This window comes from Bradyrhizobium sp. USDA 4472 (genome assembly GCF_054058595.1).
The window spans coordinates 3,851,050-3,866,530 of the sequence record NZ_JBSSAM010000001.1; the positions used below are offsets into that span (position 1 = coordinate 3,851,050).

General features: G+C 65.4%; 13 protein-coding genes and 1 pseudogene. 9 read left to right on the forward strand and 5 right to left on the reverse strand.

Translation table 11 applies throughout. The features are described from left to right. Positions 1-32: 32 nt before the first annotated feature. The 4 genes from ACVWZ4_RS17870 (at position 33) to ACVWZ4_RS17885 (ending at position 5,024) form a co-directional block, all read left to right on the forward strand. Positions 33-2,372, forward strand: a complete 2,340-nt coding sequence (locus ACVWZ4_RS17870) for a Tex family protein (RefSeq protein ID WP_456737351.1) — start codon at positions 33-35, stop codon at positions 2,370-2,372. Between the two features lie 283 nt (positions 2,373-2,655). After that, positions 2,656-3,177 (forward strand): hypothetical protein, encoded by a 522-nt coding sequence (locus tag ACVWZ4_RS17875; RefSeq protein ID WP_456699507.1) that lies wholly within the window; start codon positions 2,656-2,658, stop codon positions 3,175-3,177. Between the two features lie 97 nt (positions 3,178-3,274). Continuing rightward, positions 3,275-3,967, forward strand: coding sequence for a response regulator transcription factor (locus ACVWZ4_RS17880; RefSeq protein WP_456699506.1), 693 nt, complete (start codon positions 3,275-3,277; stop codon positions 3,965-3,967). Continuing rightward, positions 3,954-5,024 carry a sensor histidine kinase gene (locus ACVWZ4_RS17885; protein ID WP_456740864.1) on the forward strand — a complete coding sequence of 357 codons (1,071 nt, stop codon included), beginning with the start codon at positions 3,954-3,956 and terminating at the stop codon, positions 5,022-5,024. The genes ACVWZ4_RS17880 and ACVWZ4_RS17885 overlap by 14 nt, the downstream gene beginning before the upstream one ends. On the opposite strand, the gene ACVWZ4_RS17890 is transcribed toward ACVWZ4_RS17885, so the two are convergent. Then, a complete protein-coding gene (locus tag ACVWZ4_RS17890; protein WP_456740865.1) occupies positions 5,019-5,390 on the reverse strand; it encodes a response regulator transcription factor in 372 nt (123 codons plus the stop codon). The genes ACVWZ4_RS17885 and ACVWZ4_RS17890 overlap by 6 nt on opposite strands. Further along, positions 5,387-6,253 carry a S1C family serine protease gene (locus ACVWZ4_RS17895; protein ID WP_456740866.1) on the reverse strand — a complete coding sequence of 289 codons (867 nt, stop codon included), beginning with the start codon at positions 6,251-6,253 and terminating at the stop codon, positions 5,387-5,389. Before ACVWZ4_RS17895 ends, ACVWZ4_RS17890 begins: the two co-directional genes overlap by 4 nt. A gap of 346 nt (positions 6,254-6,599) precedes the next feature. Between ACVWZ4_RS17895 and ACVWZ4_RS17900 the strand changes: the two genes are divergently transcribed. Both ACVWZ4_RS17900 and ACVWZ4_RS17905 read left to right on the forward strand, forming a co-directional pair. Then, positions 6,600-7,475, forward strand: coding sequence for a dihydrodipicolinate synthase family protein (locus tag ACVWZ4_RS17900; protein WP_456699502.1), 876 nt, complete (start codon positions 6,600-6,602; stop codon positions 7,473-7,475). A 115-nt stretch (positions 7,476-7,590) separates the two neighbouring features. Further along, on the forward strand, positions 7,591-9,915 hold the full coding sequence (locus ACVWZ4_RS17905) for a xanthine dehydrogenase family protein molybdopterin-binding subunit (protein WP_456740867.1): 2,325 nt from the start codon (positions 7,591-7,593) through the stop codon (positions 9,913-9,915). A 24-nt stretch (positions 9,916-9,939) separates the two neighbouring features. On the opposite strand, the gene ACVWZ4_RS17910 is transcribed toward ACVWZ4_RS17905, so the two are convergent. The 3 genes and pseudogenes from ACVWZ4_RS17910 to ACVWZ4_RS17920 form a co-directional block, all read right to left on the reverse strand. Further along, complete coding sequence (locus tag ACVWZ4_RS17910; protein ID WP_456740868.1) at positions 9,940-11,136, reverse strand: acyl-CoA dehydrogenase family protein; 1,197 nt, start codon at positions 11,134-11,136, stop codon at positions 9,940-9,942. 14 nt (positions 11,137-11,150) lie between these two features. Continuing rightward, positions 11,151-12,300 (reverse strand): annotated as a pseudogene (locus tag ACVWZ4_RS17915) (acyl-CoA dehydrogenase family protein). A gap of 4 nt (positions 12,301-12,304) precedes the next feature. Continuing rightward, a complete protein-coding gene (locus ACVWZ4_RS17920) occupies positions 12,305-13,156 on the reverse strand; it encodes an enoyl-CoA hydratase (protein ID WP_456699498.1) in 852 nt (283 codons plus the stop codon). Between the two features lie 169 nt (positions 13,157-13,325). Between ACVWZ4_RS17920 and ACVWZ4_RS17925 the strand changes: the two genes are divergently transcribed. From ACVWZ4_RS17925 to ACVWZ4_RS17935, 3 genes are all read left to right on the forward strand, one after another. Next, on the forward strand, positions 13,326-13,934 hold the full coding sequence (locus ACVWZ4_RS17925) for a LemA family protein (RefSeq protein WP_456790275.1): 609 nt from the start codon (positions 13,326-13,328) through the stop codon (positions 13,932-13,934). Positions 13,935-14,066: 132 nt separating this feature from the next. Next, on the forward strand, positions 14,067-14,954 hold the full coding sequence (locus ACVWZ4_RS17930; protein ID WP_456740871.1) for a TPM domain-containing protein: 888 nt from the start codon (positions 14,067-14,069) through the stop codon (positions 14,952-14,954). A gap of 2 nt (positions 14,955-14,956) precedes the next feature. After that, a complete protein-coding gene (locus ACVWZ4_RS17935) occupies positions 14,957-15,454 on the forward strand; it encodes a TPM domain-containing protein (RefSeq protein WP_456699495.1) in 498 nt (165 codons plus the stop codon). Positions 15,455-15,481 lie beyond the last annotated feature (27 nt).

Sequence of the window (15,481 nt, forward strand, 5' to 3'; positions counted from 1 at the left end):
CGTCGCGTGCTTGGACATAGAGGTATTCTCGCGTGGCAAATATCAACCAGAAAATTGCGCAGGAGCTTGGGGTTCGGGCGGAGCAGGTCGAGGCTGCGGTGACGTTGCTCGACGGCGGCGCTACGGTTCCTTTCATCGCCCGCTACCGCAAGGAAGCGACCGGTGCGCTCGACGACACGCAATTGCGCACCCTTGAGGAGCGCCTGGTCTACCTGCGCGAGCTCGAAGACCGCCGCAAGGCGATCCTCGAATCAGTCCGCGAGCAGGGCAAGCTCGATGCTGCGCTCGAAGCCTCCATTCTCGCCGCCGACAGCAAGGCGCGCCTCGAAGACATCTATCTGCCATTCAAGCCGAAGCGCCGCACCAAGGCCGAGATCGCCAAGGAAGCCGGCCTCGAAGCACTTGCCCTCAAGCTCATCGCGGAGCCCGGCAACGATCCCAAAGTCGTCGCCGAGGGTTTCATCAACGCGGAGAAGGGCGTTGCCGACGCCGCGGCCGCGCTTGACGGCGCCCGCGCCATCCTGGTCGAACGCTTCGACGAAGACGCCGATTTGATCGGCGTGTTGCGCGAGGAGATGTGGACCAATGCGCGCATGGTCTCCAAGGTGCGCGATGGCAAGAAGACCGAGGGCGAAAAATTCGCCGACTATTTTGACTTCTCCGAGCCGCTGACCAAGCTGCCGTCGCACCGCATCCTCGCGATGTTCCGCGGCGAGAAGGAAGAAATCCTCGATCTCCAGATCCAGGCCGAGGCCGAGACGCCGCCCGCCGGCGTGCCCGGTGCCTATGAGCTGAAGATCATGAAGCGGTTCGGCATCGCCGATCTCAAGCGCGCCGGCGACCGCTGGCTGATCGACACCGTGCGCTGGGCCTGGCGCACCAAGATCCAGGTGCATCTCAACATCGATTTGCGCATGCGGCTGTGGAACTCGGCCGAGACCGAGGCCGTGCGCGTGTTCGCTTCGAACCTGCGCGATCTCCTGCTGGCCGCCCCCGCCGGCACCCGCGTCACCATGGGGCTCGATCCCGGCTACCGCACCGGCGTCAAGGTCGCGGTCACTGACGCGACCGGCAAGGTCGTCGATACCGCGGTGATCTATCCGCACGAACCGCAGCGGCAGTGGAATGAGTCACTCGCGATCCTCGGCAAGCTCGCCATCAAGCACCGCGTCGAGTTGATCGCGATCGGCAACGGCACCGCCTCGCGCGAAACCGACAAGCTCGCAGGCGATCTCGTCAAGGGTCTCGCCGAGTTGAAGATGTCCAAGATCGTGGTGTCGGAAGCCGGCGCGTCGGTCTATTCGGCCTCCGCTTTCGCCTCCGAGGAGTTGCCCGACCTCGACGTCACCCTGCGCGGCGCGGTCTCGATCGCCCGCCGTCTTCAGGATCCGCTCGCCGAGCTCGTCAAGATCGAGCCCAAGGCAATCGGCGTCGGCCAGTATCAGCACGACCTCGGTCAGGCCAAGCTCGCCAAATCGCTCGACGCGGTGGTGGAAGACTGTGTGAACGCGGTCGGTGTCGACGTCAACACCGCCTCCGCGCCACTGCTCGCACGCGTATCGGGCGTCGGTTCCGGCCTGGCGCAGAGCATCGTGGCGCATCGGAATGCCAACGGCCCGTTCAAGTCGCGCAGGGCGCTGAAGGAGGTGCCGCGGCTCGGTCCGAAGGCGTTCGAGCAGTGCGCGGGCTTCCTGCGCATCGTCGGCGGCGACGACCCGCTCGATGCCTCCGGCGTGCATCCGGAAGCCTATCCGGTGGTGCGCCGGATTCTCGAGGCCACCAAGAGCGACATCAAGGCGCTGATCGGCAGAAGTGAGATCGTCCGCACGCTGAAGCCGAAGGACTTTGTCGACGAGACCTTTGGCCTGCCGACCGTCACCGACATTCTGCGCGAGCTGGAAAAGCCCGGCCGCGACCCGCGTCCGGCGTTCAAGGCCGCGGTGTTCAAGGAAGGCGTCGAGGAGATCAAGCATCTCCAGAAGGGCATGATCCTCGAGGGCACCGTCACCAACGTCGCCGCCTTCGGCGCCTTCGTCGACATCGGTGTGCACCAGGACGGCCTCGTGCACATCTCCGCGATGTCGAAGACCTTCATCAAGGATCCGCGCGAGGTGGTGAAGCCCGGCGATATCGTCAAGGTGAAGGTGCTCGACTTCGAGGTTGCCCGCAAGCGCATCTCGCTGACCTTGCGCCTCGACGACGAGGTTGGCGCCAAGAAGGACGCGCCCGGCATGCAGCGCGACAACAACTCTCGTAACGCCGCCCGCATGACCTCATCGGCCCCGCGCAAGCAGGAGTCGTCCGGTGGCGGCGGCGCGCTGGCCGAAGCGATGCGCCGGGCCGCGGAGAAGAACAACGGCAAGCGGGCGTGAGGGGTGAGTAGCCGATTTAGGGCGAGCTCTAACCACTCGTCATTGCGAGCGCAGCGAACCAATCCAGTATTCCTCCGCGGAAACAGTCCTGGATTGCTTCGTCGTACCAGTGCAAAATTGCTTCGCAATTTTGTCACGCATCACGGAGGAGAGCGCGGGGCTCCCTCTCCCTAACTTTCGCGTCAGAATCTGGCGCGCTTGTAAGTTGAAGATGCCTGTCCCTTCCTCTCTGATCCCTCCCGGTGCGGCAGCAATATCGCCGCACAGCACGGAGGATGCTTCGATGGACAACAGGCTTCTCAAGGGCCTCACTGCGGTGACGATCGCCGCTGGGGTGGCGCTCGCATCGCCGGTTCTCGCCCGAGGTGGTGGCGGCGGAGGCGGCGGTCACGGCGGCGGCTTTGGTGGCGGCTTTGGTGGCGGCGGGCATTTCAGCGCCGGAGGAATGCATGCCGGCGGCATGGGTGGTGCCATGCACTTTGGCGGCATGGGCGGGGCTCATTTCGGCGGCGCGCGCTTCGCCGGTTCGCCGATGGCCGCGCACGCAGCCTTCGGGCCGCGCTTTGCCGGCGCACCGTTCGCGACCCGCGCGGCCTTCGGCCCGCGATTTGCCGGCACGGGCTGGCACGGCAGGCCTTTCATCGGACGCCATGCCTTCTTCTTCCGCCATCACCGCTTCCACCGGTTCGCCTTCTTCGGCGCACCGTTCTACTACGCCAATTACTACGACGACGGCTGCTGGCGCAGGAGTTGGACGCCCTATGGGTGGCAATGGGTCAATGTGTGCGGGGATGGTTGGTACTAGCATCGCCGGACCGCACCATTGTCGCGATCGCCGCCGGGTGGTTCCGCTCAGCCCCGGAACGGGATAATCTGGTGGCGATCGTCGCGCGGAGTTCGTCATGACCGGAGGCCACCGCCGCATCCTCGTCGTCGAGGACGATCCGGAAACCGCAGGCCAGCTCGTCGAGGAATTGACGGCCTCGGGTTATGACGTCGATCTCGCGGCGACGGGGCGCGAAGCCCTCAGCCATGGCGTGGCGCGCGATTATGCCGTGATCACGATCGACCGCATGCTGCCGGATATCGACGGCATCACCGTGATGCGGCAGATGCGCGATGACGGCGTCGCCTCGCCCGTCCTGATCATCTCCGCGCTCGGCGAGGTCGATGACCGCGTGCGCGGCTTGCGCGCGGGCGGTGACGATTATCTGGTCAAGCCGTTCTCCTTCGTCGAGCTGCTCGCGCGGCTCGAGGCGCTCGGCCGCCGCAGCGAGACCATCGCCAAGGAAACCATCTTGCGCGTCGGCGACCTCGCCGTCGATCTGATCGCGCGCAACGCCAGCCGCCGCGGCCGCAAGATTCCGCTGCTGCCGCGCGAATTCCAGCTGCTCGAATATCTCGTGCGCAACGAGGGACGTGTCGTCTCTCGCGCGATGCTGCTGCAGCACGTCTGGGACCTGCATTTCGATCCCTCCACCAACATTATCGACGTTTATGTCGGGCGCGTCCGCCGCAAGGTCGACGATGCCCAGGCCTATCCATTGATCCACACCATTCGCGGTATCGGATATTGCCTCCGTGCTCCTGGCTAAGACGCTTCGGTCCTCGACCTTCCGCCTGGCGCTGATTGCCATCGCGATCTTCGGCCTGATCGTCGCCGCGATCATGGCTTACGTCTATTTCGGCACGCTGGCTTACGTGCGGAGTCGGGTCGGAGATGAAGGCGATCATTCCGGCTTCGTCGCAATGCTCGAACTCGCGATGATCGCGGTCGCCGTGCTGCTCGTGCTGCTGGCCGGTCTGGCCGCCGTGCTGGTGACGCGGCGCACGGTCGGACGGATCGAGGAGATCAACGCCACCAGCCGCGCTATCATGTTGTCAGGCCTCGACCGGCGCATTCCCTTGCGCGGCAGTCATGACGAATGGGACCGGGCCGCCGAAAACCTCAATCAGATGCTCGATCGCATCGAGACCCTGATGGGTGAGGTCAAGCAGGTCAGCGACAACGTCGCCCACGATCTCCGTACGCCGCTGACGCGGATGCGCGGCCGCCTGGAAAAGGCCTATCACCACGAGCGCAACAGCGAGGCCGATGCCGCACTGATCGGCGACACCATCGCCGATCTCGACGCCGTGCTCGGCATGTTCGCCTCGATCACGCGGATCTCGGAGATCGAAACCCGGGCGCGCCGCAGCGCGTTTCGTGTGCTCAACCTGGCTGAAATTGCCGGCGAGGTCGTCGAGCTCTACGACGCCGCGGCCGAACAGGTCGCGACGCGCCTGAGCCTCGGTGGTGACAGCGAAGTGGCAGTCACAGGCGATCGCGACCTCTTGTTCGATGCCATCGCCAATCTCGTCGACAACGCGATCAAGCACGGCCGTCCGGGCGGAAAGGTCACGGTGACGTGCCGCAATGCCGGCAACAGTGCGACGATCGCCATCGCCGATGATGGTCCGGGCATTGCCGCCGATCAGCATGACCACGTGTTCAAGCGCTTCTATCGGCTCGAGCAGAGCCGCTATACCCCGGGCAACGGCCTGGGCCTGAGCCTGGTCGCGGCGGTGTCGCGCCTGCATGCCGCCGAGATCGCGCTGCACGACAACGCGCCAGGCCTCACGGTGCAGCTCAGCTTCAGGAGCGTGCTATAGCTCGATCACGCCGCGGCGCGCCGCATGCGCCACCGCATCGGTGCGGCCGGTCGCATCCAGCTTGTCGAGCAGCGAGCCGACGTGGAATTTCACGGTGTGCACGGAGATATTGAGCCGGCGCGCGATCATCTTGTTGGAGGCGCCTTCCGCCATCAGCGCGAGCACGTCGAACTCGCGCTGCGTCAGCGCAATATCCTCGGGCATGACGCGCGGATCGCGTGCGACGACGCTCGCATTGGCGGTCTCCCCGGACGCGGCAAGGCGAAGCCCCGCGACACTGCCGAGCAGCGTCGCGAGGCGGTCGGCCAACACGGGATCGTCAATGTCGATCGACAGCACGATGTCGGACGTGGTGTCCTCGCTCACGCCTCGGGCCTCTCGCCAATTGTGACCCTGAAGCTCGCTGGCTCGCCGCCACGCCGGACCGCGACATCGACCACCCGGCCGACACTGGCGGGCCCCAGCGTTCGCAGCAACGCGCGCACGCCGGAAAGCTTCTCGTCGTTGACCGCCACGATCACGTCGCCCTGGCGGATGCCGGCCGTGGCGGCAGGACCGGCCTTGTCGACATTCATCACCATCGCGCCGATGCCATCATCGAGCCGCAGCGGCTGGAGCCCGAGTCCGAGATATCCGCGCGCGATGCGGCCGCGTGTCTCGAGCTGCGCCGCAACCCGCTCGATCGTGGCGGTCGGGATCACCAGCACGCGGCGTGGGCCCAGCACCGCCATGCCGAAGGCCTGGCCCGAGGCATCGAGGGCAAGGCCGCCTTCCTGGCTCGGGCGCAGGCGGACATCGAGCTCGATCCGGGCATCGATCTCGCCGCCACGCAGCGAGCGCCAGCCCTTGCCTGAAGCGGACACCAATCCCAGCGAAGCGCTTGGTGCATCGCGGTTGGTGGAAGCCACGACCGAGAGCGAGCCGAGAGCAGGGATCGTCGCCGCCAGCTTGACCGGGGCGATGGCCGTATCGGCGCGCAGCAGCGCGATATCGGTCGTGTGGTCGCGGCCGACAACTGTCGCGGCAACCGCGCTGCCGTCGGCAACGGAGATCTGGACGTCGCCCTCGTCGGCCAGCGCCTCGTCGGCGGTGACGATCAGGCCGGGCTTCCAGGCGAAGCCGGTCGAGCGGGAACGATGCGAATGCACGGAGACGACGGACGGCGAAATACGCGCCACGAGGTCCGCGAGCGCCGATGACAGCGAGGTGAGAGGGGTAAGGTCGGTCATGGAAGCTCCTGTAAGTTGCCCACAATCTGGGATGTCGCGGCCGATTGCGAAACTGGCCGGGTGGCCAGTCCTCCCCAGGGACACGGCCGACGAACATGTGATTGGGAGCCCCTCGCGCGAACGTGCAGCAATCGCCAGATCAGGCTTGCCGGTGTCGCAATCGATCTCTTGGAGCATGCGGCTGCAGTTGACGCAACGCAACGAAACCCGGCAACGCTGCAGGACAATTCCAAAGACGACAAATCGGCTCGAAGGCCGATCGCTTGCTGGCAATCATACCCCATGGTAGCACGCGATGGATCGCGCGCCCGCCACACTCTCAGCTCCTCCGGATTTTATTCCCGACATGACCGAATTTCGCGGCGTCTTCCCCTACCTCGTCTCTCCCGTCAGTGCCGACGGCACGGTGCGGACCGACGTGCTCGCAAGGCTCTGCGACGATCTGATCGGCGCCGGCGTGCACGGTCTGACGCCGCTCGGCTCGACCGGCGAGTTTGCCTATCTCAACGCCGCGCAGCGCATGGCTGTGGTGCAGACCACGATTGAGGCGGCGAAGGGCCGCGTGCCCGTTGTCGCGGGCGTTGCGTCGGCCTCGACAGCCGATGCAGTGGCGCAGGCGCAGGCCTACCAGAAGCTCGGCGCCGGCGGCATCCTGGCGATCCTCGAGGCCTATTTCCCGCTCTCTGATGCCCAGGTCGAATCCTATTTCCGCGGCATTGCCGACGCCGTGGACATTCCGGTCGTCATCTACACCAATCCGCAATTCCAGCGCTCGGATCTGACCCTCGATGTCATCGCTCGCCTCGCCGAACATCCGCGCATTGGCTACATCAAGGATGCCTCGACCAACACCGGACGGCTGCTCTCGATCATGAACCGCTGCGGCGAAGCCTTGCGCGTGTTTTCGGCCTCCGCCCATATTCCGGCCGCTGTGATGTTGATCGGTGGCGTCGGCTGGATGGCGGGACCGGCCTGCATCATTCCGCGCCAGAGCGTCAGGCTCTACGATCTCAGCCAGGCCGGTCGCTGGGACGAGGCCATGGCGCTCCAGCGCAGGCTGTGGCGCATCAACGAGGCCTTCGCCCGCTTCAATCTCGCCGCCTGCATCAAGGCCGGCCTTTCGGTCCAGGGCTACGACGTCGGCGATCCCGTCCCGCCGCAGGCGGCGCTCAACGCCGATGCGCGCAAGCTCGTGGAAGCCGCGCTCAAAGAGCTGGCTTAAAGTCCCTCCGGTCATGACCAATCCACGGTCCCGCCGCCCAAATCCGCGACTGGTCTGGTCTGCCTCCATCCGCTAAAAGGCGGCCGCACTTTTGAGGCTTAGAGGACCCAGCGGAATGAATATTCTTCCCGGCAATTTGCGTTTCGGAGCGGGCCAGCCCGTCAAGCGTTTGGAAGACCAGCGGCTGCTCACCGGGAAGGGGCAATTCATCGATGACAAGCCGGAGGACGGCGCGCTGTGGTTGCACGTGCTGCGCTCACCGCACGCGCATGCGAAAATCGTCTCGGTCGACACCAGCACTGCGGCATCGATGCCTGGTGTGACCGCGATCTATACCGGCGTCGATCTTGTCAAGGACGACGTCGGCGCCATCCCGACGCTAAGCATCTTCAAGCGCCCTGACGGCAAGCCGATGACGGTGCCGCCGCGCCGCCTGCTCGCCCATGAGGTCGTCCGTTACACCGGCGAGGCCGTTGCGGCGGTGGTCGCCTCGTCGCGTGCGGAGGCACAGAGCGCGGCCGAGGCGATCGTCGTCGAGTATGACGTGCAGCCCGCCGTGGTCGATCCCGTCGAGGCCGTGAAGCCAGGCGCGCCGGTGGTGTGGCCGGACGCTCCCGACAATATTGTCGGCGCGATGAGCTATGGCGATGCCGCCAGGGTCGACGAGGCCTTCGCCAAGGCCGCGCATACGGTCGAGCTCGATCTCGTCAGCCAGCGTCTGGTGCCCTCGGCGATGGAGCCGCGCTCGACTATCGCCGAGATCGACAAGAAGACCGGCCGTCTCCTCCTGCACGTGCAGTCACAGACCCCGGCGTCGACCCGTGACCTCCTCGCGGAATCGATTCTCAAGCGTCCGAAGGACAGCGTGCGCGTGCTGGTCGGCGATATCGGCGGCGGCTTCGGCCAGAAGACCAGCCTTTATCCGGAAGACGGCATCGTCGCCTATGCCGCGACCAAGCTGAACAAGAAGATCCGCTGGCGCGGCGACCGCACCGACGAATTCGTCGGCGGCACTCATGGTCGCGACCTCACTTCGACAGCGTCCTTCGCCTTGGACGAGAAGGGCAAGGTGCTCGCCTATCGGGTCAGGTCGATCGGCTGCACCGGTGCCTACTCCTCCGGCACGGGCAACATCATTCCGCTGGTGCTCGGTCCGTTCGTGCAGACCGGCGTCTACGATCTGCCGCTGGTGCATTTCGAGATCAAGTCAGTGATGACCCACACCGCGCCGGTCGGTGCCTATCGCGGCGCTGGCCGCCCCGAGGCAGTCTTCATCGTCGAGCGCCTGTTCGACGCTGCCGCGCGCAAGATCGGCATGGATCCGCGCGCGATCCGGAAAGCCAATTACATCAAGCCGGCGCAACTGCCTTACACGAATGCAGCAGGCCAAGTGTACGATTCCGGCGCCTTCGCGCACATGCTCGACCGTGCGGTCAAGCTCGCGGACTGGGACGGCTTCGCCGCGCGCAAGAAGGCAGCGAAGAAAAAGGGCCTGCTCTACGGCCGCGGCCTCGCCTCCTACATCGAATGGACCGGCGGCCGCGCGCATACCGAAAAGGTCACGCTGCAAGCTACCTCGCAGGGCCGCGTCGTGCTGCATTCCGGCACCCAGGCGATGGGGCAGGGGCTGCAGACCACCTACACGCAGATGATCTCCGACACGCTCGGCATCGCCATGGACAAGATCGACGTCGTCCAGGGCGATACCGATCTCGCCACGGGCTTTGGCAGCGTCGGCTCGCGCTCGCTGTTCGTCGGCGGCACGGCGGTCGCGGTCTCCTCCAACGATCTGATCCAGAAGGCGCGCGAAAGGGCGGCGAATGTGCTCGAGACCTCGGTCGAGGACATCGAGTATCAGGGCGGCATGCTGACCGTGGTCGGCACCGACCGCCGCATCAGCCTGTTCGACATTGCCGAGAAGGAGGCCGGTGCAAAACTTAGCGTCGATTCCGAGGGCGAGGTTGACGGGCCGAGCTGGCCGAACGGCACGCATATTTGCGAGGTCGAGATCGACCCTGAGACCGGCGTGTCCAAGGTCGTGCGTTATACCACCGTCGACGACGTCGGCGTTGCCGTGAACCCGATGCTGGTCACCGGCCAGATCCATGGTGGGGTCGCGCAGGGCATCGGCCAGGCCCTGTATGAAGGCGTGGCGTATGATGCCGACGGCCAGCTGCTGACCGCGAGCTATCAGGATTACTGTATCCCGCGCGCCGATGATGTGCCGCCGATCGTGGTGACGCTGGATGATTCCGCGCCCTGCCGCACCAATCCGCTCGGCGCCAAGGGCTGCGGCGAATCCGGTGCCATCGGCGGTCCGCCCTGCATCACCAACGGCGTGATGGACGCGCTTGCCGAGTTCGGCATAACCCAGTTGAACACGCCGCTGACGCCGCAGAAGATCTGGCAGGCGATCCGGGATGCGAAGCTGGCGGGCTAGCCCTTTCAAGTGCGGAGGAGAGAGCTAAATCCCCAGCATCATCTTGGCGATGATATCGCGCTGGATCTCCGACGTGCCGCCGAAGATCGTGTAGGCGCGGCCGTTGAGATATTCCGGCACCACCGTCAGCATGTCCTCCGGCAGCGCCGGCTCGTGGTTGAGCTTGTAGAGCGGACGCATCGGCTCGACCGCCAGCGCATCATGGCCGATCACGTCGACGCCGAGCCGCGTCACGGCCTGCCGGATCTCGCTGTTGCGCAGCTTCAGGATCGACGACACCGCGCCGGGATTTTGTCCGGTCTGCAGCGCAGAGAGCACGCGCAGCTCGGTCATTTCAAGCGCATCGATGTCGACCTCGACCTCGGAGATGCGGAACGCGATGTCAGGGCTCTCGATCGCGCGGCCCGTGAGATCGGACTCCGCAAGCTCGGTGATCGCGCGCAGTCCCTCGCGCAGCTTGGCCGATGCAATGCCGGAGCCGCGCTCGAATTCGAGCAGATATTTGCCGTAGGTCCAGCCCTTGCCTTCGTCGCCGACGCGGTTGGCGACGGGTACGCGCACGTCGTCGAAGAACACCTGGTTGACCTCGTGGTCGCCGCCAATGGTGAGGATCGGGCGCGTCGTGATGCCCGGTGCCTTCATGTCGATCAGGATGAAGCTGATGCCGTCCTGCTGCCGCGGTCCCTCGCTGGTGCGCACCAGCGCGAACATGCGGTTGGCATGGTGCGCATGCGTGGTCCAGATCTTGGTGCCGTTGATGATGTAATCCTCGCCGTCGCGCACCGCGCGCGTCTTGAGCGAGGAGAGATCGGAGCCCGAGCCCGGCTCGGAATAGCCCTGGCACCAATAGTCCTCGCCGGAGAGAATCCGCGGCAGGTAGAAATTCTTCTGCTCGGGCGAGCCGAAGCCGATGATGACCGGCCCGACCATCTTCACGCCCATCACATTCACATTCGGCACGCCGGCGCGCGCGCACTCGCTCTCGAAGATCCAGCGCTGCGCCGGCGTCCAGTCCGGGCCGCCATATTCGACCGGCCAGCCCGGCGCACCCCAACCCTGCTTATGCAGCGCACGCTGCCAGGCCATGCCGATGTCCGGATCGGAGAACACCGAGGGCGTCAGCGCGGTGGCACGCTTCATCTCCTCGGAGAGATTTTTGGCGATGAAACTGCGCACCTCGCTCTGGAAGGCGCGCTCCTCGGCATTGAACGACAGGTCCATGATGCGCTCCTGTGTCAGGCGGGTGAAGTCGTGCGGCCGAGCTGGGCATGGCGGGCATAATGGTGCGCGCTGCCGCCGAACAGCGTATCGAAGGCGACGAGCCGCTTGAAATAGGCGCCGACCTCGAGCTCCTCGGTGACGCCCATGCCGCCGTGAAGCTGGATCGACTGCTCGCCGACGAAGCGGGCGCATTTGCCGATCTTCGCCTTCGCAGCCGATGCAGCGCGGGCCCGCTCGACCGGCGCGCTGTCGGCCTTCAGCGCGGCGCGCAGCGCCATCGAGCGCGCCTCGTCGACCTGAATGGCCATGTCGGCGAGGCGATGGCGGATCACCTGGTTGGCGGAGAGCGGCCGGCCGAATTGCTTGCGGATCTTGGTGTAGTCAAGCGTGGTGTCGAGCAGCGTCTGCATGATGCCGACAGCCTCGGCACCAAGCGCAGCCATCGCACGATCGACGGCCCATTCGATCGCCGGCAGTGCGTTTGCGCCACCGCCGAGCAGGGCGTCGTCCGGCAACTGCACGTCGGAGAGTTCGATGTTGCAGGCTCGTCCCCCGCCGAGACGTTGGTAATCGGAAATCGCGAGCCCCGCCGCCGTCGCCGGCACCATAAACAGCCCGATCCGTCCTGATGGTCCCCGATGATCATGCAGATGCGCTGAGACGATGATCTCGTCGGCCGCATGGCCGTCGAGCACGGCGATCTTGCTGCCGGTGAGGTGCCAGCCTTGTGCCGTCTTGGTCGCCGATGTCGCGACCTTGGCAAGATCGAACCGCGCGGCACGCTCGGAATGCGCGAAGGGCGAGCTTCAATGTTCCGTCCGCGATCTTGGGCAGGTTCGCCTGCTTCTGCGCCGTCCCGCCGCATCGCTCGATCAACGCGGCGCCGAGCACGACCGTTGCGATGTACGGCTCGGACACCAGCCCGCGGCCAAACGCGTCCATCAAGATGCCGATCTCGACCGGACCGCCGCCGAGGCCGCCGAACTCTTCCGGGATCGGCAACGCCAGCCAGCCGAGCTCGGCGAACTGCTTCCAGACTTCAGGGCTGAAGCCGAGTGGGTCCTTCGCCGTCTTGCGGCGGTGGTCGGCGTCGTAGCTCGCGGCCACGAAGCGTTCCGCGCTCTCGCGCAGCAGTCGTTGCTCGTCGCTGAGATTGAGATCCATGTCTTTACTCCGCGGCCGCCGGCTTGCGCACGGAGGGATGCAGTCCGGATGGATCGACCACCATGCCGAACTCCTGAAGGTTGTGGGCGTGACAGAGCTGATGCAGAGCGAAGGCCTGATCGATCGCGGCGGGCTGCCCCATCACGTCGACCGAGCGGTTCACCGCCTCCTTGGTCAGCTTCAGCGCAAAGGACGGCTTTGCCGCGATTCGGCGCGCGAGCTCCAGCACGCGCGATGACAGCTCCGCGCGCGGCACGACCTGGTTGACCATGCCGAGCTGGTGAGCCTCCTGCGCACTCCACGAGTCGGCGGTGAACAGAAATTCCTTGGCCTTTCGAGGCCCGAGCTCCCAGGGATGCACGAACCATTCGACGCCGCAGACGCCCATGGTGACGACGGGGTCGCAGAACTGCGCATCGTCGCTGGCGACGATGAGGTCGCAGGCCCAGGCCAGCATCAAGCCACCGGCGATGCACTTGCCGTGCACCTCGGCGATGGTGGGCTTGGCCAGGTTGCGCCAGCGCCGCGTGATCTGGAGATATATCTCCTGTTCGCGCGCGAAGCGGCCGTGGGCGTTGGCTTCCGCAAAGCCGCCCCAATTTCCTACCGGCGGAAAATCTGTGCCTGCGGCATTTCTGGGCCCCGGGCGCAGATCGTGGCCGGAGGAGAAATGCGGCCCGTTGCCAGCCAGGATGATCACCTTGATCGCATCGTCCTGCACCGCCGTGTCGAAGGCGGCGTTGAGGTCGTAGGTCATTTGCAGGTTCTGCGCGTTGCGCGCGTCGGGCCGGTTCATCACGATCCGGGCGATCGCCGGCTCCGGCCGCTCCACGAGGATGGTCTCGAACGAGGACATGGCGCGCTCCCTGCATTTTCGTCTCGTTGGCCGCGAGTTGACTATGTCGCGTGCTGGCAGGCAAGGGGCTTGCGTCAGCCGGCTGCTTTTCGCGCCGCCGGCGCGGGATATCTGGCGTCGGATGCACTCGATCTGGTAGCTTGCGCCCGATTCCACCGGGAGAAATTTGATGAGCAAGATCCTGACCGTGCTGGCGGCGCTGGCCTCGCTCAGCCTCACCAATTGCGGCTACAACGCCATTCAGAGCCAGGACGAGCAGATCAAGGCCAACTGGTCCGAGGTGGTGAACCAGTATCAACGTCGTGCCGATCTCGTGCCCAATCTGGTCAATTCGGTGAAAGGATTTGCGCAGCAGGAAAAGGACGTGCTGCTCGGCGTCACCAACGCCCGCGCCAAGGTCGGCAGTATCCAGGCGACGCCGGAGGTGCTCAACGACCCCGCTGCCTTCCAGAAATTCCAGGCCGCCCAGGGCGAGCTCTCAAGCGCGTTGTCGCGGCTCCTCGTGGTCACGGAGAACTATCCGCAGCTCAAGTCGGACGCGCTGTTCAGGGATTTGATGTCGCAGCTCGAGGGCACCGAAAACCGCATCACGGTCGCGCGTAACCGCTACATCAAGTCGGTCCAGGACTATAACGTCACCATCCGCTCGTTCCCGACCAATCTCACGGCGACGATGTTCAGCTATAAGGAAAAGCCGAACTTCTCGGTTGAGAACGAGAAGGAAATCTCGACCGCGCCGAAGGTCGATTTCAATCCCACGCCTGCGCCCTCGAAGTAAGCGCGTTCGTCCCCGATGCGCGCTTCACCCATTGCTGTCATTCCCCGAGAAAGCGGGGAATCCAGTACGCCGCGGCCTTTCCGGACCGCGCTGGCGTCTCTGGAATACTGGTTCGCCCGGTCAAGGGGGGCGATGACACTGAGTGTGTGGCGCGCAACGATTGTGGCGACGCTTTTCCTTGCCTTCGTCCTCCCCGCCGCGGCCGACGTTGCCATCCCGCAACTGACCGGCCGCGTGGTCGACCGGACCGGCACGTTGTCGAGCGGCGACATCGCCGCATTGTCGCAGAAGCTCAGCGATTTCGAGGCGCGCAAGGGCAGCCAGATCGCCGTGCTGATCGTGCCGACGACGGAGCCGGAGACGATCGAGCAGTTCTCGATCCGTGTCGCTGAAGCCTGGAAGATCGGCCGCAAGAAGGTCGACGACGGCGCGATTCTCGTCGTCGCCAAGAACGACCGGCACTTGCGCATCGAGGTCGGCTACGGCCTCGAAGGGGCGCTCACCGACGTGACCTCGCGGCGGATCATCGATGAGGTCATCACGCCGAAATTCAGGGACGGCGATTTCGCTGGCGGCATCTCGGCCGGCGCGGAGCGGATGATGCGCGTCGTCGACGGCGAGCCATTGCCGGGTCCTTCGCGCAGCGTGAATTTCGCCAATCTGGATGATATCGGGCCGGCTGTTCCGTTTGTCCTGTTTGCCTCGCTCGTCGTCGGCGGATTCTTGCGCGCACTGCTGGGGCGGCTGCTGGGCTCGGTCGCGACGGGCAGCATGATTGGCCTTCTTGCGCTGCTCATCCTCGGATCCGGCGTGCTGGCCTTGCTCGCCGGAATCATCGCCTTCGTGTTGTCCTTCATCGCCGATCTGTTTCCGGCATCGACGGGGTCGTCGCGCGGTGGTTCCTGGTCGAGCGGCTCCTCGTCGGGCGGCTGGAGCAGCGGATCGTCGTCCAGTGACAGCGGCAGCTTCAGCGGGGGCGGCGGCAGCTTTGGTGGCGGCGGCGCCTCGGGGAGCTGGTAGTCATGAGCATCGGACGTATCACCAGGCATCTCCTCCAGCACCACTGGCGTGCGAGGCAAGTGTTTCCGAAAAGTGTGCTCGAGCGCATCGAGCGGGCGATCAAGCAAAGCGAGAGGACGCATTCCGGTCAGGTCCGGTTCGTCGTGGAAGGTGCGCTCGACGGCCGGCCGCTGTTCCGCAATCAGCACGCTCGCGAACGCGCGCTCGATTTGTTCTCGCATCTGCGGATCTGGGACACCGCGCACAACAATGGCGTGCTGATCTATCTGCTGCTCGCCGACCGCGATGTCGAGATCATCGCCGATCGCGGCATCGATGCGAAGGTTGGTGCCGCGGGCTGGGAGGCGATCTGCCGTGCGATGGAGGCCGAGTTCGGCGCGGGCCGATTCGAGCGCGGCGTGGTCTCCGGCATCGAGGCGGTGTCGCGGGAGCTTGCGAAGTACTATCCGCCCGCGGGGCCACATCCGAACGAGCTGCCGGATGCGCCGGTGGTGATGTAATCGCGGCAGTCTGGATTGCTTCGCGGC

What these genes read in the sequence shown, in the direction of transcription:
- ACVWZ4_RS17875 (WP_456699507.1), top strand. Translation starts at nt 2,656, where the DNA reads ATGGACAACAGGCTTCTCAAGGGCCTCACTGCGGTGACGATCGCCGCT.
- ACVWZ4_RS17880 (WP_456699506.1), top strand. Translation starts at nt 3,275, where the DNA reads ATGACCGGAGGCCACCGCCGCATCCTCGTCGTCGAGGACGATCCGGAA.
- ACVWZ4_RS17895 (WP_456740866.1), bottom strand. Translation starts at nt 6,253, where the DNA reads ATGACCGACCTTACCCCTCTCACCTCGCTGTCATCGGCGCTCGCGGAC.
- ACVWZ4_RS17900 (WP_456699502.1), top strand. Translation starts at nt 6,600, where the DNA reads ATGACCGAATTTCGCGGCGTCTTCCCCTACCTCGTCTCTCCCGTCAGT.
- ACVWZ4_RS17905 (WP_456740867.1), top strand. Translation starts at nt 7,591, where the DNA reads ATGAATATTCTTCCCGGCAATTTGCGTTTCGGAGCGGGCCAGCCCGTC.
- ACVWZ4_RS17910 (WP_456740868.1), bottom strand. Translation starts at nt 11,136, where the DNA reads ATGGACCTGTCGTTCAATGCCGAGGAGCGCGCCTTCCAGAGCGAGGTG.
- ACVWZ4_RS17920 (WP_456699498.1), bottom strand. Translation starts at nt 13,156, where the DNA reads ATGTCCTCGTTCGAGACCATCCTCGTGGAGCGGCCGGAGCCGGCGATC.
- ACVWZ4_RS17925 (WP_456790275.1), top strand. Translation starts at nt 13,326, where the DNA reads ATGAGCAAGATCCTGACCGTGCTGGCGGCGCTGGCCTCGCTCAGCCTC.
- ACVWZ4_RS17930 (WP_456740871.1), top strand. Translation starts at nt 14,067, where the DNA reads ATGACACTGAGTGTGTGGCGCGCAACGATTGTGGCGACGCTTTTCCTT.
- ACVWZ4_RS17935 (WP_456699495.1), top strand. Translation starts at nt 14,957, where the DNA reads ATGAGCATCGGACGTATCACCAGGCATCTCCTCCAGCACCACTGGCGT.